The sequence below is a fragment of the Polaromonas sp. P1_F2 genome, from assembly GCF_056405735.1.
Genome location: NZ_JBFUBN010000017.1, coordinates 69,035 through 89,774 on the forward strand (window position 1 = coordinate 69,035; position 20,740 = coordinate 89,774).

At 63.0% G+C, this 20,740-nt stretch carries 21 protein-coding genes; 13 read left to right on the forward strand and 8 right to left on the reverse strand.

Annotated elements, in window-relative coordinates; all coding sequences use genetic code 11:
* The first annotated feature begins 62 nt into the window (after positions 1-62).
* Together AC1D0O_RS23845 and AC1D0O_RS23850 are read left to right on the forward strand one after the other, a co-directional pair.
* Positions 63-2,084 (forward strand): monovalent cation:proton antiporter family protein, encoded by a 2,022-nt coding sequence (locus tag AC1D0O_RS23845; protein WP_477655965.1) that lies wholly within the window; start codon positions 63-65, stop codon positions 2,082-2,084.
* A gap of 57 nt (positions 2,085-2,141) precedes the next feature.
* Positions 2,142-2,714, forward strand: coding sequence for an adenine phosphoribosyltransferase (locus AC1D0O_RS23850; RefSeq protein ID WP_477655966.1), 573 nt, complete (start codon positions 2,142-2,144; stop codon positions 2,712-2,714).
* A gap of 35 nt (positions 2,715-2,749) precedes the next feature.
* Here AC1D0O_RS23850 and AC1D0O_RS23855 read toward each other — a convergent pair whose 3' ends face one another.
* The 7 genes from AC1D0O_RS23855 to rpmH all read right to left on the reverse strand — a co-directional run bounded on the left by AC1D0O_RS23855 (position 2,750) and on the right by rpmH (position 8,644).
* A complete protein-coding gene (locus AC1D0O_RS23855) occupies positions 2,750-3,514 on the reverse strand; it encodes a hypothetical protein (RefSeq protein WP_477655967.1) in 765 nt (254 codons plus the stop codon).
* Between the two features lie 264 nt (positions 3,515-3,778).
* Positions 3,779-4,270: a Crp/Fnr family transcriptional regulator gene (locus AC1D0O_RS23860; protein WP_007862691.1), complete on the reverse strand. Its 492-nt coding sequence runs from the start codon at positions 4,268-4,270 to the stop codon at positions 3,779-3,781.
* Positions 4,271-4,446: 176 nt separating this feature from the next.
* Entirely contained in the window at positions 4,447-5,859 is a 1,413-nt protein-coding gene (gene mnmE / locus AC1D0O_RS23865) for a tRNA uridine-5-carboxymethylaminomethyl(34) synthesis GTPase MnmE (protein WP_477655968.1), read from the reverse strand.
* Between the two features lie 127 nt (positions 5,860-5,986).
* Positions 5,987-7,702, reverse strand: a complete 1,716-nt coding sequence (yidC, locus tag AC1D0O_RS23870) for a membrane protein insertase YidC (protein ID WP_477655969.1) — start codon at positions 7,700-7,702, stop codon at positions 5,987-5,989.
* The gene (gene yidD, locus AC1D0O_RS23875) at positions 7,699-8,037 is read right to left on the reverse strand and encodes a membrane protein insertion efficiency factor YidD (protein WP_477655970.1); all 339 of its coding nucleotides are present in this window, start codon (positions 8,035-8,037) and stop codon (positions 7,699-7,701) included. The genes yidC and yidD overlap by 4 nt, the downstream gene beginning before the upstream one ends.
* On the reverse strand, positions 8,034-8,456 hold the full coding sequence (locus AC1D0O_RS23880) for a ribonuclease P protein component (protein WP_477655971.1): 423 nt from the start codon (positions 8,454-8,456) through the stop codon (positions 8,034-8,036). The genes yidD and AC1D0O_RS23880 overlap by 4 nt, the downstream gene beginning before the upstream one ends.
* 53 nt (positions 8,457-8,509) lie before the next feature.
* Entirely contained in the window at positions 8,510-8,644 is a 135-nt protein-coding gene (rpmH, locus tag AC1D0O_RS23885) for a 50S ribosomal protein L34 (protein WP_007862708.1), read from the reverse strand.
* A gap of 445 nt (positions 8,645-9,089) precedes the next feature.
* Between rpmH and dnaA the strand changes: the two genes are divergently transcribed.
* The 10 genes from dnaA to AC1D0O_RS23935 all read left to right on the forward strand — a co-directional run bounded on the left by dnaA (position 9,090) and on the right by AC1D0O_RS23935 (position 18,740).
* The gene (gene dnaA / locus AC1D0O_RS23890) at positions 9,090-10,484 is read left to right on the forward strand and encodes a chromosomal replication initiator protein DnaA (protein ID WP_477655972.1); all 1,395 of its coding nucleotides are present in this window, start codon (positions 9,090-9,092) and stop codon (positions 10,482-10,484) included.
* A 328-nt stretch (positions 10,485-10,812) separates the two neighbouring features.
* Positions 10,813-11,919: a DNA polymerase III subunit beta gene (dnaN, locus tag AC1D0O_RS23895; RefSeq protein ID WP_477655973.1), complete on the forward strand. Its 1,107-nt coding sequence runs from the start codon at positions 10,813-10,815 to the stop codon at positions 11,917-11,919.
* A 125-nt stretch (positions 11,920-12,044) separates the two neighbouring features.
* Entirely contained in the window at positions 12,045-14,669 is a 2,625-nt protein-coding gene (gene gyrB, locus AC1D0O_RS23900; RefSeq protein ID WP_477655974.1) for a DNA topoisomerase (ATP-hydrolyzing) subunit B, read from the forward strand.
* A 32-nt stretch (positions 14,670-14,701) separates the two neighbouring features.
* Positions 14,702-14,980 (forward strand): DUF3297 family protein, encoded by a 279-nt coding sequence (locus AC1D0O_RS23905; protein WP_477655975.1) that lies wholly within the window; start codon positions 14,702-14,704, stop codon positions 14,978-14,980.
* A 132-nt stretch (positions 14,981-15,112) separates the two neighbouring features.
* On the forward strand, positions 15,113-15,739 hold the full coding sequence (locus AC1D0O_RS23910; protein ID WP_477655976.1) for a 3'-5' exonuclease: 627 nt from the start codon (positions 15,113-15,115) through the stop codon (positions 15,737-15,739).
* A 107-nt stretch (positions 15,740-15,846) separates the two neighbouring features.
* Positions 15,847-16,263: a VOC family protein gene (locus AC1D0O_RS23915; protein ID WP_477655977.1), complete on the forward strand. Its 417-nt coding sequence runs from the start codon at positions 15,847-15,849 to the stop codon at positions 16,261-16,263.
* Between the two features lie 160 nt (positions 16,264-16,423).
* Positions 16,424-17,224, forward strand: coding sequence for an SDR family NAD(P)-dependent oxidoreductase (locus AC1D0O_RS23920; RefSeq protein WP_477655978.1), 801 nt, complete (start codon positions 16,424-16,426; stop codon positions 17,222-17,224).
* A 39-nt stretch (positions 17,225-17,263) separates the two neighbouring features.
* On the forward strand, positions 17,264-17,551 hold the full coding sequence (locus tag AC1D0O_RS23925) for a hypothetical protein (protein ID WP_477655984.1): 288 nt from the start codon (positions 17,264-17,266) through the stop codon (positions 17,549-17,551).
* Positions 17,552-17,606: 55 nt separating this feature from the next.
* Positions 17,607-18,377: an alpha/beta fold hydrolase gene (locus AC1D0O_RS23930; protein WP_477655979.1), complete on the forward strand. Its 771-nt coding sequence runs from the start codon at positions 17,607-17,609 to the stop codon at positions 18,375-18,377.
* Positions 18,378-18,515: 138 nt separating this feature from the next.
* Positions 18,516-18,740 carry a hypothetical protein gene (locus AC1D0O_RS23935; RefSeq protein ID WP_477655980.1) on the forward strand — a complete coding sequence of 75 codons (225 nt, stop codon included), beginning with the start codon at positions 18,516-18,518 and terminating at the stop codon, positions 18,738-18,740.
* A 22-nt stretch (positions 18,741-18,762) separates the two neighbouring features.
* Here the strand turns inward: AC1D0O_RS23935 and AC1D0O_RS23940 are convergent, their stop codons facing one another.
* Positions 18,763-19,581, reverse strand: coding sequence for an alpha/beta hydrolase (locus AC1D0O_RS23940; protein ID WP_477655981.1), 819 nt, complete (start codon positions 19,579-19,581; stop codon positions 18,763-18,765).
* A gap of 112 nt (positions 19,582-19,693) precedes the next feature.
* On the opposite strand from AC1D0O_RS23940, the gene AC1D0O_RS23945 reads away from it, so the two are divergent.
* Positions 19,694-20,527 carry an inositol oxygenase family protein gene (locus AC1D0O_RS23945; RefSeq protein ID WP_477655982.1) on the forward strand — a complete coding sequence of 278 codons (834 nt, stop codon included), beginning with the start codon at positions 19,694-19,696 and terminating at the stop codon, positions 20,525-20,527.
* Positions 20,528-20,740: the final 213 nt, after the last annotated feature.

The window sequence follows — 20,740 nt, forward strand, 5'->3', positions numbered from 1 at the left end:
TGCATTCTATAGAGGCGCACAAAGGCCCATGCTGCCCGGACTTCCTCGGCTACCATCGGCGCATGAGCGCGCTTGAACTGACCCTGCTGTACCTGCTGGCCGCCGTGCTGGGCGTGGTCGCGTGCCGTTCGCTCAAGCTGCCGCCCATGCTGGGTTACCTGGCCGTCGGCGTGGTCATAGGCCCCAACGCGCTGGCGCTGGCGCAAAACTCGGACGGCGTGCGGCACCTCGGCGAGTTCGGTGTGGTGTTCCTGATGTTCGTGATCGGGCTCGAATTCAACCTGCCCAAGCTGCGCTCCATGCGGCGCCACGTGTTCGGCCTGGGGCTGCTGCAGGTGGCGCTCACCATCGTGCTGGCCACGGTGGGCTCCCTGTTCCTCGCCAGCATGGCGCCCAGTCTCTGGACCATGGGCTGGCAGACCGCGCTGGCGCTGTCCGGCGCGATCGCCATGAGCAGCACCGCCATCGTCGTCAAGCTGCTGTCGGAGCGGCTCGAGCTGGAGTCCGAACACGGCAAACGCATCATGGGCGTGCTGCTGTTCCAGGATCTGGCCGTGGTGCCGCTGCTGGTACTGATCCCCGCACTCGGCGCGCCCGCCGACGCGCTCCTCATGGCGCTGGCCATCGCCGGGCTCAAGGCCGCCGTCCTGGTGGGGCTGCTGCTGACGGGCGGGCAACGCGTCATGCGCTGGTGGCTCACCATCGTGGCGCGGCGCAAGAGCGAAGAACTCTTCGTGCTCAACCTGCTGCTGGTCACGCTGGCGCTGGCCTGGCTGACAGAACGCGCCGGCCTGAGCCTGGCGCTGGGCGCGTTCATCGCCGGCATGCTGATTTCGGAAACCGAATACAAGCACCAGGTCGAGACCGACATCCGGCCTTTCCACGATGTCCTGCTGGGCCTGTTCTTCATCAGCATCGGCATGCTGCTCGACTGGCGACTGGTGCTGGAGCGCTGGCCGCTGGTGCTGTTGCTGATGACGCTGCCCGTCGTCTTCAAGCTGGTGCTGGTCACCGCGCTGGCCCGCGCGCTGGGCGCCACCGCAGGTGTGTCGCTGCGCACCGGCCTGTACCTGGCCCAGGCCGGCGAATTCGGTTTTGTGTTGCTCACGCTGGCCCAGCAGAACCACCTGGTGCCGCCGGCCCTGTTGAACCCCATCCTGGCCAGCATGGTGCTGTCCATGCTGGCCACGCCTTTCATCATCATGTACAGCAACCGCATCGTGATGAAGCTGGTCTCCAGCGAATGGCTGCAGCAGTCGCTGCAGATGACCACCATCGCGCGCAAGTCCATCAACGCCAACAAGCACGTGATCATCTGCGGTTACGGCCGCTGCGGCCAGAACCTGGGCCACATGCTGGAGCGCGAAGGCATCCAGTACATGGCGCTGGACCTGGACCCCGACCGCGTGCGGCAGGCCGCCGCCGCCGGCGACTCCGTGGTGTTCGGCGACGCCGTGCGCCTGCAGGCCTTGATGGCCGCCGGCCTGGCGCGCGCCAGCGCGGTGGTCGTCACTTACCTGGACACGGCCAGTGCCCTCAAGGTACTGGCCAACACGCGCGCCCATGCGCCCACGGTGCCGGTGATCGTGCGGACGGTGGACGACCACGACCTGGAAAAGCTGCAGGCGGCCGGCGCCACCGAAGTGGTGCCTGAAGCCATCGAGGGCAGCCTGATGCTCGCCAGCCACGCGCTCGCGCTGGTGGGGGTGCCCATGCGCCGCGTGATCCGCGTGGTGCAGGACCAGCGCGACGCGCGCTACAACCTGCTGCGCGGCTACTTCCGCGGCGCCGACGACGACACGGTCAATGAGCTGGAGCAGGAGCGGCTGTCCAATGTCACCTTGCCGCTGGGCATCAAATCACTTGGCAAGCCCCTGGGCGCCATGGCGCTGGAGGCCGCCGGTGTGCGCGTCGTGAGCCTGCGCCGCAGCAACGGCAAGGCCGTGGCGGCGCAAGCCGAAACCCTGCTGGAAGGCGGCGACACGCTGGTGCTGTCAGGCAAGCCGGAGGCGCTGGCCATGGCCGAGGAAAAACTGCTGCGTGGCCGGCCGGCCAAGGCAAGCCCCGCCGGCGCCCCGGGCTGACGCGACCTGCGTCCCCACGAAGCGCAAAATACGCGCACTCACCCCGCACGATGAACCATGCCCGACCTCCACAGCCTTCAGCACCAATCCGTCAGCCAGTATTTGCGCAACCACATCCGCACCGTGCCGGACTGGCCCGCGCCGGGGGTGCAGTTTCGCGACATCACGCCGCTGCTGCAAAACCCCAAAGTATTCCGCGTCCTGATAGATGCTTTTGTGCACCGCTACATGGACCCGGCGCTGCGCCCCGACGTGGTGGCCGGACTGGACGCTCGCGGCTTCATCCTGGGCGCAGTGGTGGCCTATGAGCTTAATGTCGGTTTTGTGCCTGTCCGCAAGAAGGGCAAGCTGCCCTTCACCACGGTGCAGGAAACCTACGAGCTGGAATACGGCAGTGCCACGGTGGAGCTGCACACCGACGCCGTGAAGGCCGGTGACAAGGTCCTGTTGATCGACGACCTGATCGCCACGGGCGGCACCATGATGGCCGGCAAAAAGCTGCTCGAGAAATTGGGCGCCACCGTGACCGAAGGCGCGGCGATTGTGGATTTGCCCGAACTGGGCGGGTCGGCGAAGCTGCAGGCCGCAGGCCTGCCCTTGTTCACGCTGGTGGATTTCGCCGGGCACTGAACGCCGCCGGCGTGCGGCCGGCGCGGTGAGAGCGCCTAGATCAGGTCGCCGTACTGCGTGCTGCTGAGCGCCGGCGCAGACGACGATTCCGGCATCTCCGTGTCTTCGAAGCCGGTCAGCAATGCATAGGAACGCGGTCCGCTTTTGACCTTGACCCCGTCCTTGGCGTTGTTCTCGGGCGCGGCGGCGGCCGGCCCCTGGGCGGACGCGGCCTGCAGGGCCTGCTTGAACGCGGCCACTTCGTCGGCCTGGATGGGCTCGTAGCGCGGAGCGCCCGGCCTGGCGGGCTTGACCACCGTATCGGCCGCGGCGGCCGCAGGGACTGCCGCGCTTTGTGGCGGCGCGTCCTGGGCAAGGGGCTTGGGTTTGACCACCACTGCTGTTTCATCGATGCGCCAGTACACCGCCGGCACCGTGATTTCGAAACGCGCCCTGGCATTCTGGATGATCAGGGTCTCGATTTCGCCGAGTTGTTCCGAAGAGCGACCGAAAGCTTTGGCGAGGTCCATCATGACGAGGAATTCATTGCCGCGCTGGTCCAGCGAAAGAACTTTGAACTTATAGCTGGCCGACAGAACGCCCGAACGTGTCATGGACTCGCGGATCGCGGTGTACAGCTGTTCGCGGCGCGCGTGGCGCTTGAGCTTGGAGCCGTCGCCGGGCGCGGCGGGTTCAACAGGCAGGCGGCCCGGAATGGAAGGAGGCGATTTCTCGCGCGCTGCGGCGGCGCGCTTGTGTTCTTCCGCAGAGGCGGAAGGTTTGACCTGTGGCTTGCTGGAAAACCAGTGTAGAAAAGACATGTGCGGCGTTCTTGTAATGGATAGGGCAATTTTCCGTCAATGCGGGGTGTTAAGTCTGTAAGCAATCCCCACAAATCCGGAACGCTGTTGTTTGGCGGTTGATTAAGGATCACTTTATCGAATCGCCCGCAGCACCGCACGGTAAAAAATCACGCACGTTGCCGGTTTGCCGCCAGGTCGCCGAAACCTTTTGTTTGCAAGAGGCCCTTGTCTGATAACTGCTGCGCGCGCCGTGAATGCGCACCAGCGTGCAGCGGTGCCGGCTCAGGTCACCGCGACGCGCTTGGGTCGGTTGTACAGGCGCTTGGCCATCACCGAACCCATGGCCATGGTCAGCTCCAATGCGATGGGGCTGTGGCGGTTGGCCAGTTCCAGGAAGCGCATGGGCGTCAGGCACCAGAGCTTGCAAGGAGTGGAAGCATGCACCGTGGCGCTGCGCGGCATGTGCGAGAAAAACGCGCCTTCGCCGAGCACGGTACCGGCGCCGACCAGCGCCATGCGCACACGCGCTTTTTCATCCTCGTAATGAACACTCAAGGTGCCGCTTTCGACAAAGTACAGCGTGCGGTCCAGCGCGCCTTGCTCCATCAGCACCTGGCCGCTGTTCAGCGCGAAGGGCTGCAGGTAGCTGGCCAGGATGTCCCAGTGCGGCTGGTTGAATTGGCAACGCAAGGCATCGCTGGCGTGGCAATGCAGGATGGCCTGGGCAAGGCCCTGGATGTCAAAACGGATGGCGGCGGGGAGTGGAGCGTTCATAGTGCAACGGAAGATACCTTCGCATTACAAGCGCAGCAAGGGCCACTAACGCCCGCTTACACCTGATACAGGAGGGTCTGATTTTGTAATTTCCCCTCGAGAGAAGGCCATTTTTGACCATTACCGAGGGTCTGTGACCGCTGGTCCGTGCACGGCGCCCGCCTGTCGCCGGTTCATTACTTTCCGATGCAGAATCTCGAAAAAATTTCGCCCAAAAGGTCGTCCGGCGTGAACGTGCCGGTGATTTCGCCGAGATGCATTTGGGCCTGCCGCAAATCCTCGGCGAGCAAATCCAGCGCCGGTTGCACGGCATGAAGTTGTGCGCCGGCTCTCACGAGTTGCTCTTGTACCTGGTTCAAAGCACGCACATGGCGCTCGCGCGCCATGAACACGCCTTCAGGCACCGCCTGCCAGCCCGCGACCTCCAGCAGCCGGCGGCGCAGGTCCTGCAGACCGGTGCCGGTTTTGGCCGAAATCAACACACCGCCGCTGATCGTGCCCAGCAGCTCCGCGCCGGCCGCATCGGACTTGTTCCAGACATCGATGATGGGTGTATTGCGCGGCAATTCGCGAGACAGCACTTGCGCGATGTGCGCGTCGGCGGCCAGGTAGTCGGCGGTATGCCGGGTCAGGTCATGCAGGAAGAGCACGGCGTCGGCGCTGGCGATTTCAGCCCATGCGCGTTCCACGCCGATTTTTTCCACTTCATCGAGCGCCTCGCGCAGGCCGGCGGTGTCCACCACATGCAGCGGCACGCCTTCGATCTGGATCAGTTGCGACACCTTGTCGCGCGTGGTGCCGGCAATCGGCGTGACGATGGCGAGTTCGGCGCCGGCCAGTGCGTTGAGCAGCGAGCTCTTCCCCGCATTGGGCTGGCCGGCGATCACGACCTTGATGCCCTCGCGCAGCAGCGCGCCCTGCACGGCGCGCTGCATCACGCCGGCCAGCGTCGTTTGCAGGCGCTCGAGTTGGCCCTGCGCGTCGGCCTTCTGCAGGAAGTCGATGTCTTCCTCGGGAAAGTCCAGCGTGGCTTCGACCAGCATGCGCAAATGGATCAGCTGCTCGAGCAATGTGTTGACCGCCAGCGAAAACTCGCCCGACATCGAACGCGCGGCCGAGCGCGCCGCGGTTTCGGTGCTCGCGTCTATGAGGTCGGCGATCGCCTCGGCCTGCGCCAGGTCTATCTTGTCGTTGAGGAAGGCGCGTTCGGTGAATTCGCCGGGTTGCGCCACGCGCAGCCGCGGCACCGCCGCCTGGCCTGTCGCCGGATCCAGCACCGCGCCGGCCTCGAGGCAGCGCGCCAGCAGCAGCTGCAGCACCACGGGGCCGCCGTGCGCCTGCAACTCCAGCACGTCTTCGCCGGTGTAGGAATGCGGCGCCGGGAAATGCAGGGCGAGCCCCTGGTCTATGGCCGCACCGTGCGCGTCCCGAAAGGGCAGGTAGCTCGCCTGACGCGCTTGCAGCGCGCGGCCGCAAATCGCTTCAATGACGGGCGCGATGTGTTTGCCCGACACACGCACGATGCCCACCGCCCCGCGGCCGGGCGCGGTGGCAATGGCAACAATGGGATCGTGGTGTCGGGCCAGCATGGTGGTAGAGGTAGATATTAAGGGGCAAACGCCCGGCGGGGCCGCCTGGAGGCAAGGCCCGCCCCCCCAAGCGATTTCCCAAGAAAAAGGGCCGCGAAGCGGCCCGATTTTTTATTCCCTGTCCGCCTTACCTGAATTTCGGCAGGTTGAACTGCGGCGGCACGCCCATGCGGGTGTTGATGACCCACTGCTGCGTGATCGACAGGATGTTGTTGGTGATCCAGTACAGCACCAGGCCGGCCGGGAAGAAAAAGAACATCACGCTGAAGATCAGGGGCATGAACCACATCAGCTTGGCCTGCATCGGGTCCGGCGGCGCGGGGTTGAGCGCGGTCTGCAGCATGGTGGTCAGCGTCATCACAACGGGAAGGATGAAGAAAGGATCGGGCGCCGAAAGATCGTGGATCCACAGAATCCAGGGCGCGTTGCGCATCTCGACGCTGGACAGCAGCACCCAGTACAGCGCGATGAACACCGGGATCTGGATCATGATGGGGAAGCAGCCGCCCATGGGGTTGACCTTTTCCTCGCGGTAAATTTTCATCATCGCCTGCTGCATTTCCTGCGGCTTGTCTTTCAGGCGTTCGCGCATTTCCATGATCTTGGGATTGATGGCCTTCATCTTGGCCATGCTGGCGTAAGCCTTGGCATTGAGCCAGTAGAAGGCGACCTTCAGCAGCAGCACCAGCGCCACGATGGACCAGCCCCAGTTGTGGATGAAGCCGTGCAGCTTGTCGAGCAGCCAGTACAGCGGCTTGGCCAAGATGGTGAGCCAGCCGTAATCCTTGACCAGCTCCAGGCCCGGCGAGATGGCTTCCAGGGTTTTTTCTTCCTGCGGGCCGACGAAGAACTTCGAATCGATGGTCTTGGTCGCGCCGGGGGCGATCATGTCCAGCGGCGTGATCATGCCGACGGCGTAGAGATTGGTGTCGACCTTGCGGAAGAACAGGTCGCGCTTGACGCCGTCGCCCAGAATCCAGGCCGAGGCGAAGTAATGCTGCACCATGGCGGCGTAGCCGTTGCTGGCCTGTTTCTCGACGTCGACCTTGTTGTTTTCAATGTCCTTGAACTCGACCTTCTGGTACTTCTTGGCATCGGTGTAAATCGCCGGGCCGGTAAAGGTGGAATAGAAAGAGGACTCTCCGGGCGGCTTGTTGCCGTCGCGCACCAGCTGCAGGTACAGCTGCGGCGAAACAGCCACCGTGCCGGAGTTGACGATGTCGTGGCGCACCGCGATGTCGTAGGCGCCGCGTTTGAGCGTATAGGTCTTGACCAGCTTGACGCCGCCGACGTCGGCCGACTCAAACTTGACTTCGAGTTCGTTCAGGCCTTCCTTGAGCGAACGCTCGCCGGGGACGACCTTCATCAGGGTCTTGTGCGTGGGAAGGCTGCCGCTGCCGATCAGGCCGGTCTGCGCCACGTAAACGCGGTTGGCGCTTTCATCCAGCAGCACAAAACCCTGGTCCTTGTGGGTCTGGTCCTTGTATTTGACAAAGGCCGAGTGCACCAGGGTGCCGCCTTCGCTGTCAAAGGTCAGCGCGAGCACGTCGGTGCTCACCACCACGCGCTCTTTGGTCGCCGCGGGCGCGGTGCTCGGGGCGCCTGTGGGCACGGCACCGGGCGTGGCCGGAGCCGCATTCGAAGAAGCCTGTGGCGCGGGCACCGAAGATGCCGAGGCGCCGGCAACCGGTGCGGAGGCGCCCACGGCGGGGGCCTTGGCGGACTGCGTGCTCGAGGGGAAGAAGGTCGCCTTATGGCCGTTATAGACCTGCCACTGGTCCCACAGAAGGACCATGGAGAAACCAAATATCACCCACAAGATGGTGCGGCGGATGTCGTTCATGACGGCGTCTTTTTAGAAGAGGTAGGGGCCACAGGCGTGACCAGGCGGGAAAAGAGAGAGGGGCGGGCGAAAGGGCCCGCCGCGGAGGCGGCCGGCGGCACCGGGTCGTGCCCGCCTTCACACCAGGGGTGGCAACGGGCCAGCCGATGCAAGGTGAGGTAGCTGCCGACGGCAGCGCCATGCTGCTGCAGCGCCTCCAGGGAATAGGCGGAACAGGTGGGCTCGAAGCGGCAGGCCGAGCCCAGCCAGGGGCTGAGCAACAGGCGATAGCCTTTGACCAGGCCTATCAACAGCGTTTGCGGCAGGCGGACGATAGCGGCCAGCACGGGATTCATGGCGCTTTGGCCCCTGCCGCCTGCATCAAGGCCTGGACTTCGGCGCGCACGGCCTGCTTGAGCGGCTCAGAAGTGGCGCTGATGAATTCTTTGCGCGAAAAATCACGCCGCAAGCGGACCACATACGCGGCCTGGGGGTACTGATGCGAAAAATCAGCGCTCACGGTGTAGATCTGGCGTTTGATGGCGTTGCGCGTGACAGCCCGTTTGGCCCAGCGTTTGGGAACCATCGCCCCGAGCCAGACGTCCTGGACGGGGAACAGCGACCTTGCCGCGGGGACATCAACAAGGCTGCCGGATTCGGCTTGCACGGGCTGGGCATCGAGCGCATTGCGGTGCAATGCGAAGTGCATTGTTTTTGCAACAATGGCGCCGGCAAGGACTGCCTGGAACTGGGAACGGGTTTGAAGCCGCTGCACGAGCGCCAGGCGTCAGTTCGAAAAACTGCGGATGGCCAGCAAAAACGACAGGCTTAGACAGCCAGGCGTTTGCGGCCTTTGGCGCGGCGTGCAGCGATCACTGCGCGGCCGCCGCGCGTTTTCATGCGCGTCAGGAAGCCGTGCGTACGTGCGCGTTTGACTTTGGAAGGTTGGTATGTGCGTTTCATGATGAGTCCTGGTCCTGTTTGCTTGTTAGCCTATTAGCTTGTTAGCCGGTCAGCTGCAAAGCTTCCCCTCGGCGATTCGAATGATCTTGGTGGCCGTACAACACAACCAACTCTGCAAGTCTGCAAACAGGTATCAAACCCGCTGCGAATCAGGGAAACCCATGATTATCGCAGATTTCCCAACGCTGGCAACAAGTTAGCCCGCTCATTGGGGGTAAAGGCTGAGAAGCACCCGGCCGGCCCGCCGGACGCCGCCGCAGGGCCGCCAGAACCCGCCGGAATCCCCGCCGGGGGAGCCCAAAATAGGTTGAAACCCGAAGCAATTATTTTGTGGATAACTCCCCGTCCGGACTACAATTGCCGGTGCTCAAAATTAACAATATCCACAAGCAGCGACACGCCGCCCGGCCTATTCTGCCAGGCCGGCAACCCGGCAAAAACCAGCATGAGTGAGGCATCCGTCCAAAACCTGAGCCAGGACTTGTGGCAAAGCTGCGTCGACCATCTGGCGCAGGAATTACCCGAGCAGCAGTTCAACACCTGGATCCGTCCGCTGGTGGTTAACGTCGCGGCCGACCTCTCCAAAGTCACCGTTCTGGTGGGCAATCGCTTCAAACTCGACTGGGTGCGCGCACAGTACGCCGGCCGTATTTCAGCCCTGCTCGAGAAGATTTCCGGCCAGAGCATACCGCTTGAGTTAGCGCTTGCTCCTCGCGAAGCGCCCGTAAAATCAGCTTCTCTGATTCGCAGCTTCGAAGGCTCGAACATTCCAGAACCCGTCGGCCTGGGCGTGCCCGAAGAAGCCGCCGGCGCGCCATTTAAAAACCGCCTCAACAGCGCGCTGACCTTCGACACCCTGATTGAAGGCACGGCCAACCGCATGGGCCGGGCCGCCGCGCTGCATGTTTCCAGCAGCCTGGGCCAGCTTTACAACCCGCTTTTTATCTACGGCGGCGTCGGTTTGGGCAAGACCCACTTGATGCACGCCATCGGCAATAAACTGCTGGCCGACAACCCCAACGCCAAAGTTCTCTACATCCACGCTGAACAGTTTGTTTCAGATGTGGTTAAAGCTTACCAACGCAAGACTTTTGATGAATTCAAGGAGCGTTACCACTCCCTGGATTTGCTGCTGATCGACGACGTCCAGTTCTTCGCCAACAAGGACCGCACCCAGGAAGAGTTTTTTAACGCTTTCGAGGCCTTGCTGACCAAAAAGTCGCACATCGTCATGACCAGCGACACTTATCCCAAGGGCCTCACGGATATCCACGAGCGCCTGGTGTCACGCTTCGATTCCGGCCTCACGGTCGCCATCGAGCCGCCCGAACTCGAAATGCGCGTCGCCATCCTGATCCGCAAGGCCGAGGCCGAAGGCGCCTCCATGCCCGAAGAGGTCGCCTTTTTCGTCGCCAAGAACGTGCGCTCCAACGTGCGCGAGCTCGAAGGCGCGTTGCGCAAGATCCTGGCCTACTCCCGCTTCAACCTCAAGGAAATCTCCATCCAGCTGGCCAGGGAGGCCCTGCGCGACCTGCTGTCCATCCAGAACCGGCAGATCAGCGTCGAGAACATCCAGAAGACGGTCGCCGACTATTACAAGATCAAGGTCGCCGACATGTATTCCAAGAAACGGCCCGCCAGCATCGCCCGGCCGCGCCAGATCGCCATGTATCTGGCCAAGGAACTGACCCAGAAGAGCCTGCCCGAGATCGGAGAGCTCTTTGGCGGCCGCGACCACACCACGGTGCTGCACGCCGTCCGCAAGATGTCCGCAGAGCGCCAGCAGATGACTGAGCTCAACCAGCAGCTGCACGTGCTGGAGCAGACCCTGAAGGGCTGAAAGCGCTCCCTATATATGGCACCCATCGCAAATATGGCAAATGAATCCTTTAGCGCTCAGTTTTTCAGGCCCAATCCCCGGCTTAAATGCCTTCACAACAAGTTTGGGGACAACTTTTGAACAACCCATGGTTTATCCACAGAAGCAGATGACAATCGAAAGTTGTTCATATCCGGCAGCAGGCTTCCACGGTATCTGGACACATGGTTAAACAAACGCCAAGTGGTTGATCAAAAAGGGGAAAATGGCGCTATCCACAGATTGGCGCTGCCCTTATCTACTACTACTAATTTGAATTAAAGAATTAAAGATATATACAGAGGAAGTCATGATCGTTCTGAAAGCAACCCAGGATAAAGTTTTGTCGGTACTGCAATCGGTCGCCGGCATCGTTGAGCGCAGGCACACCTTGCCGATTCTGGCCAACGTCCTGATCCGCAAAACCGGCGCGCAAGTGCAGCTCACCACCAGCGACCTCGAAATCCAGATCCGCACCACGGCCGAGCTCGACGGCGACGCCGGCAACTTCACCACCACCGTGGGTGCCCGCAAGCTCATCGACATCCTGCGTTCCATGCCCAGCGACCAGACCGTCTCGCTCGAGTCCTCGCAGAACAAGCTGATCCTCAAGGGCGGCAAAAGCCGCTTCACGCTGCAGACCCTGCCCGCCGAAGACTTCCCCCTGGTCCAGGAAGCCGCCAACTTCGGCCCCGGTTTCTCGGTCCCGCAAAAGGTGCTCAAGGAGCTGCTCAACCAGGTCTCCTTCGCGATGGCGGTCCATGACATCCGCTACTACCTCAACGGCATCCTCTTCGTCGCCGAAGGCAAGCAGCTGAGCCTGGTCGCCACCGACGGCCACCGCCTGGCCTTCTCCTCGGCCATGCTCGACGTCGAAGTGCCCAAGCAGGAAGTCATCCTGCCGCGCAAGACGGTGCTCGAAATGCAGCGCCTGCTCAGCGACAAAGAGGGCGCCATCGAGATGCAGTTCGCCGGCAACCAAGCCAAGTTCAGCTTTGAAGGCATGGAATTCGTCACCAAGCTGGTTGAAGGCAAGTTCCCCGACTACAACCGCGTGATCCCCAAGAACCACAAAAACATCATCACCCTGGGCCGCGTACCCCTGCTGGCCAGCCTGCAGCGCACCGCGATTTTGACCAGCGAGAAGTTCAAGGGCGTTCGCCTGAACATCGAGCCTGGCACCCTGCGCGTGGCCTCCAACAATGCCGAACAGGAAGAAGCCGTCGACGAGCTCGACATCGACTACGGCGGCGACGCCATCGAAATCGGCTTCAACGTCACCTACCTGATCGACGCCCTGGCCAATATGGACCAGGACATGGTCAAGATCGAACTGGCCGACTCCAACAGCTCCGCGCTGCTGACCATCCCCGACGATGCGGCCTTCAAATACGTGGTGATGCCGATGCGCATCTAGCGCACAGCACACCTCCAGAACCCAGACAGACCCGCGACCTTCCGCGGGTTTGGTCATTCAAGAGATTGAAGAAATCGAAGCAATTCGATAAATGATCGATAAAAAGATCGGAAAAGAAGCCGGATATGACTGAAGAAAACAAAGTGAACGAAGCCGAACAGGTGCATGTGTCCGAAGGCGCAGCCACCGAGGAAAGCTCCAATTTCCAGCCCAAGATCGACACCAACCAGGCCGGCGCGTCCGAAGCCTATGGTGAAGGCTCGATCCAGATCCTCGAAGGCCTGGAAGCCGTGCGCAAGCGCCCCGGCATGTACATCGGCGACACCTCCGACGGCACCGGCCTGCACCACCTGGTCTTCGAGGTGGTAGACAACTCCATTGACGAAGCCCTGGCCGGCCACTGCGACGACATCGTCGTCACCATCCACACCGACAACTCCGTCAGCGTCACCGACAACGGCCGCGGCATTCCCACCGGCATCAAGATGGACGACAAGCACGAACCCAAACGCTCGGCCGCTGAAATCGCCCTGACCGAGCTGCACGCCGGCGGCAAGTTCAACCAGAACAGCTACAAGGTCTCCGGCGGCCTGCACGGCGTCGGCGTGAGCTGCGTCAACGCGCTCAGCAAGATGCTGCGCCTGACGATCCGCCGCGACGGCAAGGTCCACGTGATGGAGTTCTCGCGCGGCTTCGTGCAGAACCGCATCATCGAACAGGTCGACGGCGTCGACGTGTCCCCCATGAAGGTCATGGACGCCACCGACAAGCGCGGCACCGAAGTCCACTTCCTGCCCGACACCGACATCTTCAAAGAGAACAATGATTTCCACTACGAAATCCTCAGCAAGCGCCTGCGTGAACTGAGCTTCCTCAACAACGGCGTGCGCATTCGCCTCAAAGACGAGCGCACCGGCAAGGAAGACGACTTCTCTGGCGCAGGTGGTGTGCGCGGCTTTGTGGATTTCATCAACAAGGGCAAGACCGTCCTGAATCCCAACGTCTTCGCGGCGATGGGCGATCGCCAGAGCGACCAGGGCACCAACATCGGCGTCGAAGTCGCCATGCAGTGGAACAGCGGCTACAGCGAACAGGTGCTGTGCTTCACCAACAACATTCCCCAGCGCGACGGCGGCACCCACCTGACCGGCCTGCGCGCCGCCATGACCCGCGTTATCAACAAATACATCGACGACAGCGAGCTGGCCAAAAAAGCCAAGGTTGAAGTCACCGGCGACGACATGCGCGAAGGCCTGTGCTGCGTGCTCAGCGTCAAGGTGCCCGAGCCCAAGTTCAGCAGCCAGACCAAGGACAAGCTGGTTTCCAGCGAAGTGCGCGGCCCCGTCGAAGACATCGTCAGCCGCCTGCTGCACGACTACCTGCAGGAACGCCCCAACGACGCCAAGATCATCGTCGGCAAGATCATCGAAGCGGCACGTGCCCGCGAAGCCGCGCGCAAGGCCCGCGACATGACGCGCCGCAAAGGCGTGCTCGACGGCATGGGCCTGCCCGGCAAGCTCGCCGACTGCCAGGAAAAAGACCCCGCCATGTGCGAGATCTACCTGGTCGAGGGTGACTCCGCCGGCGGCTCCGCCAAGCAGGGCCGCGACCGGAAGTTCCAGGCCATCCTGCCCCTGCGCGGCAAGATCCTCAACGTCGAAAAAGCCCGCTATGAAAAGCTGCTGACCAGCAATGAAATCCTGACGCTGATCACCGCCCTGGGCACCGGCATCGGCAAAGCCGGCGGCGTCGGCGGCACGGCCGGCACCGACGACTTCAACGTCGCCAAACTGCGCTACCACCGCATCATCATCATGACCGACGCCGACGTTGACGGCGCCCACATCCGCACCCTGCTGCTGACCTTCTTCTACCGCCAGATGCCCGAACTCGTCGAGCGCGGCCACATCTACATCGCCCAACCGCCCCTCTACAAGGTCAAGGCCGGCAAGGAAGAGCAGTACCTCAAGGACACGGCCGCCCTCGACGGCTTCCTGCTGCGCATCGCCCTCAAGGACGCCAGCGTGCAGACCGGCCCCGACGAAAAATCCACGCTCACCGGCGACACCCTGGCCGAACTGGCCCGCAAACACCAGCTCGCTGAATCCGTGATTGCCCGCCTGCGCGGCTTTATGGATGCCGAAGCCCTGCGCGCGATCGCCGACGGCGTCAGCCTCAACCTCGACACCGTGGCCGACGCCGAAGTCTCCGCCGTCGCCCTGCAGGCCAAGCTGCGCGAACTCAATACCACCGGCACCCCCGCCGAAGTGGCCGGCGAGTTCGACACCCGCAACGACAAGCCCATCCTGCGCATCAGCCGCCGCCACCACGGCAACGTCAAGAGCAGCGTGCTGACACAGGACTTTGTGCACGGCGCCGACTACGCCACCCTCGCTGAAGCCGCCGCCACCTTCCGCGGCCTGATCAGCGAAGGCGCGAAAGTCATGCGCGGCGAAGGCGAACGCCAGAAGGAAGAAAAGATCAGCGACTTCCGCCAGGCCATGGCATGGCTCATCGGCCAGGCCGAGAACGCCACCGCCCGCCAGCGCTACAAAGGCCTGGGCGAGATGAACCCCGCCCAGCTCTGGGAAACGACGATGGACCCGACCGTGCGCCGCCTGCTGCGCGTGCAGATCGACGACGCCATCGAAGCCGACCGCGTCTTCACCATGCTGATGGGCGACGAGGTCGAGCCCCGCCGCGAGTTCATTGAACAGAACGCTCTGCGCGCCGCCAATATCGACGTTTAAGCCAACGAACGCCAACCAGTCTTTTGATACCCATGACCGAAGAAACCACAGCAACCACGGCAACAGCAGCCTCCACCGAACGCCCGGCGCTGCCCGACCATTTGTCCACCGACGAGCGCAGCCCGCATTTCGTCAAGGCCATCTTCGAGCAAGACGTCGGCATACGCTTTAACGACAAGGAACGTTTTGACGTCGCCGAGTACTGCATCAGCGAAGGCTGGATCAAGGTCCCTGTCGGCAACAAGGTCGACCGCAAGGGCAACCCGTTCATGATCAAGCTCAAAGGCAAGGTCGAGTCGTTTTACAAATAAGTAGGTAGCGAACAACAAGGCCTGGCCCGCTCGGTGCATTCGCTGATCGGACCTTGATGAACACCATGAAGCAGAACTCCCACAAGAGTCTGTTCATGGTGTTTTTCTTTGCAAGAGCAAAAACAACAAGCCATGAGCAGCAACTGCATCGCCGTCATCGACTTCGAAACCACAGGCCTGTCGCCGGCCATGGGCGACCGCGCCACTGAGATCGCCATCGTGCTGGTGGACCAGTCCAGCGGCAAAGTCGTCGACAGCTTCCAGAGCCTGATGAACGCCGGCCGCTACATCCCGTCCTTTATTGAAAGCCTGACCGGCATCAGCAACGCCATGGTCGCCGCCGCCCCCGCGGCCGATACCGTGATGAGGGAAGCCAGCCGCTTTGTCGCTAACGCTCCCATGGTGGCCCACAACGCCTCCTTTGACCGCCGCTTCTGGGAAGCTGAGCTGGGCCTGGCGGGGGAACAAATAGCAAGCCAGCCCTTTGCCTGCACCATGCTGGTCGCCCGAAGGCTGTACCCCCAGGCGCCCAGCCATAAGCTCGGCGTGCTGATCGACTACCACCACCTGCCCAAAGCCGGCCGCGCCCACAGGGCCATGGCCGATGCGGAGATGGCAGCTTCCTTGTTGGGGGAGATTCAGGATGACTTGCGCAGCCGGCACCGGGTGGCCAAACCTGATCATGGTTTGTTGCTGGCGTTGCAGCGGTGTGCCAAGCCGGCTGTGCCGGCGTTGATGTCTAAGTATGCGGACGCGTGAGAAGGCTGTCCGCGCTTGCGATGGCTTGTGAGCTTGAGGGTCTTTGAATTGCAATGCCCAGGTTGCGAAGCTAAGCTTTTCCCTCCCAACCAACAAGGACAAAGCCTATGCCCAACACCCCCACCCTCCCCGAAAGCATCATCTCCCACGTCTCCATAGGCACCAACGATTACGAGCGCGCCAAGGCCTTCTACACGGCCGTGCTGGGCGCGCTGGGGATCAAGGTGATCATGGAGCACCCTGGAGCCGTGGCGTTCGGGCGCGCTTATCCGGAGTTCTGGGTGGGTGTGCCGCATGACGGGGGCAAGGCGCATGTGGGCAATGGCTCGCACTTTGGCTTCCTGGCCGTGTCCAGGGCCCAGGTCGATGCCTTTTATGCCAAGGCGCTGGAACTGGGCGGGCAGGGGGATGGCGCGCCGGGGCCGCGGCCGATGTATGGGCCGCAGTATTACGGCTGTTTTGTGCGTGACCTGGATGGGCACAAGATCGAGGCGCAGTTCTCGGACATGTCCGCTGCGGGCTGACAGACCGATTAAGCGCCAGGCCTCGCCTTGTCGCGCGGGGGTACGGGGCGCTGTCTGACACCGGCGGGTTTTAGGGGTTTCCAGAATGGGTTGATATGGGCCGGCTTTGCATCGCCGGCGTGTGTTCAACCCTTTTCCTTTTCTTCTGGAGGCCTCCATCATGGAATCTTCTTCGCTTCGCCCGCTGGCGATTGTCACGGGCGCTTCTTCGGGCATTGGCTACCACCTGGCCCAGCGCGCGGCCCAGGAGGGCTTTGACCTGGTGATCGCGGCGGACCAGCCGCTGGATGCCGCCGTGCTGGACTTTCGTGCACTGGGCGCGCAGGTGGACGCGGTGCAGGTTGACCTGGCCACGCGCGAGGGCCTGGAGGCCTTGCTGGCGGCCGTGCGGGGCCGCACGGTGGATGCGCTGCTGGCCAATGCCGGGCACGGCCTGGGCCACGGCTTCCTGGACCAGGATTTTGCCGAGGTGCTGCATGTGGTCAACACCAATATCTCAGGCACGATTTATTTGGTGCAAAAGGTGGGGCAGGCCATGCGCCTGCAGCGCCGGGGCCGCATCCTGCTGACGGGTTCGATCGCGGGCTTCACGCCGGGCAGCTTCCAGGCGGTCTACAACGGCAGCAAGGCCTTTATCGATTCGTTCGCGGCGGCGCTGCGCAATGAGCTCAAGGACACCGGCATCACGGTGAGCTGTTTGATGCCGGGCCCGACGGACACGGCGTTCTTTGCCCGCGCCGGCATGCTGGACACCAAGGTCGCGACGGACAGCAAGATGGACCCGGCCGAGGTCGCGAAGATCGGCTTCAAGGCGATGATGGACGGCGAGGCCGACGTGGTGGCGGGCCTGAAGAACAAGCTGGAGGTGGCGATGGCCAAGGTCACGCCCTCGCAAGTCTCAGCCGAGCAGCACCGCAAGATCGCCGAGCCGGGCACGGCGACACCGGTTGAACACGCCTGAACCCCTTTTTTTAAACCCCTTCACAAGGAGACACACACCATGGCGAACAAACCCGGCAAACCGAACATCCAGCGCAGCGTGGGCATCACCGGCACCGCTGCCGACCCGACCATTGAGCAGGAAGACACCAACACCGGCACCGGCACGGACCCCAAGGCCTCATCAGGCCACGGCGGCAAGGTGGAAAACGACTTCAACCAGATGGGCGAACAAAAACCCACACAGAAGAACGAGGGCCAGCGCACGGCCAACAGCCGCAGCGACCGGGAGTCGCATGTGGGCGGCAGCAACCAGCTGCAGTCGCGCCGGGGTACGACGGGGCGCTGAGGGGTGGGGACACGTTTGGGACAGCCATCCTGAACAGCCCTGAACAGAAGTGACCGTGGAAAATTTCAATCACCACAGCGGCGACCACCTAGCGCTGGACAGCGCGAAGATCTACTTTGAGGTCCATGGCGACAGCGCGGACCCGCCGCTGCTGTTCCTGCACGGAGGGCTGGGCACGCTGCGGGATTTCAACGACGTGCTGCCGCGGCTGGCAAAGCGCTTCAGGGTGATAGGCCTGGACAGCCGCGGTCACGGCAAATCGACATTGGGGACGGCGGCGATGAGCTACCAGCGGCTGGCGCTTGACGCCGCCGGTGTGCTGCGGCACCTGGGCGTTGAGCGCTACAGCGTGCTGGGTTTCAGCGACGGCGGCATCACGGCCTTGCGCATGGCCGCGCAGGCGGATGCGCGTATCGACCGGCTGGTGGCCATAGGCACCGACAAGATGCTCAAGCCCGACGACCCGGTGCGCAAGCTGCTGGCCGGCGTCACGGCGGAAAGCTGGACGAAAAAATTCCCCGAGACGGTGGCGCTGTACCAGGCGCTCAACCCGCAGCCCGACTTCAAGGCGCTGGTCAATGCCGTCGTGCCGATGTGGCTGGACGACAGCGGCAACGGCTACCCCGGCGACAGCGTCAGGCGGATACGCTGCCCCTTGCTGGCGGTTCGCGGCGATGAAGACCCCCTGGTCTCGCGCGCCAGCGTGTTCGAGCTGGTGGAGCAGGTGCGGGGTGCGAAGCTGCTGAACATCCCCTTCGCGGGCCATGAGGCGCACAAGGACCAGGCGGAGCTGGTGATGGCGAGCGTGAACCGCTTCCTGGAATGAGGGCTTCCGGGGCGCATCTTTACCTGGCGCTGAGGCAATTCCTTACAAACCGCAACACGGCGGACGCACAGCCCTAAGCCGGGCGGCGCAGCATCAAACCCTTGTTGATTTGTTGTTGCTGATGATGGAGTGCCTGCCATGAAGAAGATTGCCGACTTTCTGTTCCGACCGCGCTACCTGCGCGCCATCCCCTCGCTGGTGGTGCTGACCACGGCCATGGCCTGGGGTGTGGCGCCGGACCCGGATGCGATGGACACGGCGCAGAAGGCCGAAAAGCGGGCGGGTGTGAGCCTGTCGCTGAACCATGCGGCCATGGGCAGCAGCCCCAAGGACACGGCGCTGGACAAGCCCGAACAGGCCTGAGCGGCCTCACCGCCTCAAAGGTTCAAGGCTTGGCCGCAATCACCCAGCGGCTGATCTTGCCGACCACGTCGGCCTCCAGTCCGTTAAAGCCGTGGTAGGCCATGGCCTCGCAGGGGTCACCGCGGCTCTGGCCGCCGCTTACGCGGATGAGTTCGGCCTTCGGGGTTTTGGCGAGCTTCTCCATCAACATCGGCATGTCGCTGAAAAGGCAGACCTTGCAGCCGTCGCTTTCATGGTGGACCACGAGCACGGGGATGGCGAGTTTTTCGAGCGGCATTTGGGGCACGGCGCGGCCCTTGGGGTCGACCAGGATGGTGGAGGTCAGCACCAAGCCGTCGGGGCCGCCCTGGGCCGGTGTGGCCTCGGTGGCGATGTAGGCGGCCGACTGGGTGCCGCGGCTGGTGCCGACCAGCCATACAGGCACGGGTGATTGCTGTTTCAGCCAGGCAATGAGGGCCAGCACGTCGGCACTGTGTTCCGGCTTTTGCCGGTTGCCGCTCAGGTAGGGCGGCGACTGTTTGTCGGAGGGCGCGTCGATGACGGCGACGGCCAGGCCGGCATCGGCGAACTGCTGGCGCGTGCGCACCAGGAAGTTGCCGCCGCCCCCGGCGAAGCCGCCGCCGTCGGTAATCTGCAGGCCGCCATGGCCGCCGGCCATCAGGATGACAGAGGCCTTGGGCGGGCCCGAGGGGGCGATGTAGACAAACCGCTGGGTGACGCCGGGACGCGTGGGAATGTCGACGACGCGGGGCGCTGCCGCGCTTTGCGCAAAAGCGGACTGGCCAGCCAGGGTCAGCAGCAGGCCGGCGGCGAGGGCGCGTAAGAAGGGTCTGCGGGACATGGGAGCTTTCAGGGCAGCAGGTGGCGCCAATATAGCTGCTGCGGCCCGGCGCGGCAGCCGGGTTTGCACGCAGTGGCGGCGCTTCCTACAATGGCCGAATATGAACGCCGCCATGCCCCAACCCACCAGCGCCGCCAGCCCTTCCGTACAAGCCGCCCTGCTGGCCGGCGAGCCCGAACGGGCCGCCTACCGCGACTACGCCCAGCCCGGCCTCGACAGGGTGCGCACTTTCTATCGCAACAACCACCAGCACCAGACGCTGGACTTTGTACTGGCCAAAAAGGCGCAGTGGCTGGGCTTCACGCAGCGCGAGATGACACCCTGGGCCGCGCTGGAATTCCTCAACACCCTGGTCGACGAGTCGGACCCCGACATCGAGCTGCCGCAGATCAGCCACCTGCTGCAAACGGCCGAAGCGATACGCGCCGACGGCCATCCGGACTGGTTTGTGCTGACGGGCTTTATCCACGACCTGGGCAAGGTGTTGTGCCTGTTCGGCGAACCGCAGTGGGCGGTGGTGGGGGATACCTTTCCGGTGGGGTGCCGGTTTTCAGACAGGGTCGTCTACCCCGAATACTTTGACTTGAATCCCGACAGCGCGGATGCGCGCTACAACAGTGAGAACGGCATCTATACGCCCGGCTGCGGGCTGGATGCGGTGCATATGTCATGGGGCCATGACGAGTATTTGTACCAGCTGATGAAGCCGCACCTTCCCTTGCCGGCGCTGTACATGATCCGGTATCACTCGTTTTATGCGTGGCATAGGGAAGGGGGGTATGGGCATTTGGCCGATGCCCAGGATGTGGCGCATCTTCCCTGGGTGCAGAGGTTCAACCCTTATGACCTTTATTCGAAGAATGAGCGGCCGCCGGTTCTGGCGGAGTTGAAGCCTTATTACGACGAGCTCATGGCTAAATATTTGCCTGCTCAGCTGAAGTTGTAGTTTGCTTCCAGCGGGGGTGCCCTCTGCTGAGTATTGCTGGCCGGGGTAGCCCGGCGGCTACTCACTTTTCTTTGCTTCGCCAAAGAAAAGTAAGCAAAAGAAAGGCGACCCGCAGTCTGGGTCCCTACGCTTCGCTTCGGGCAACCTGCGGTGCTCGAGCCAAGCGGGGTCCGGCTAAACTCGCCTTCGGCTCAGACAACGCCGGCCCTGATC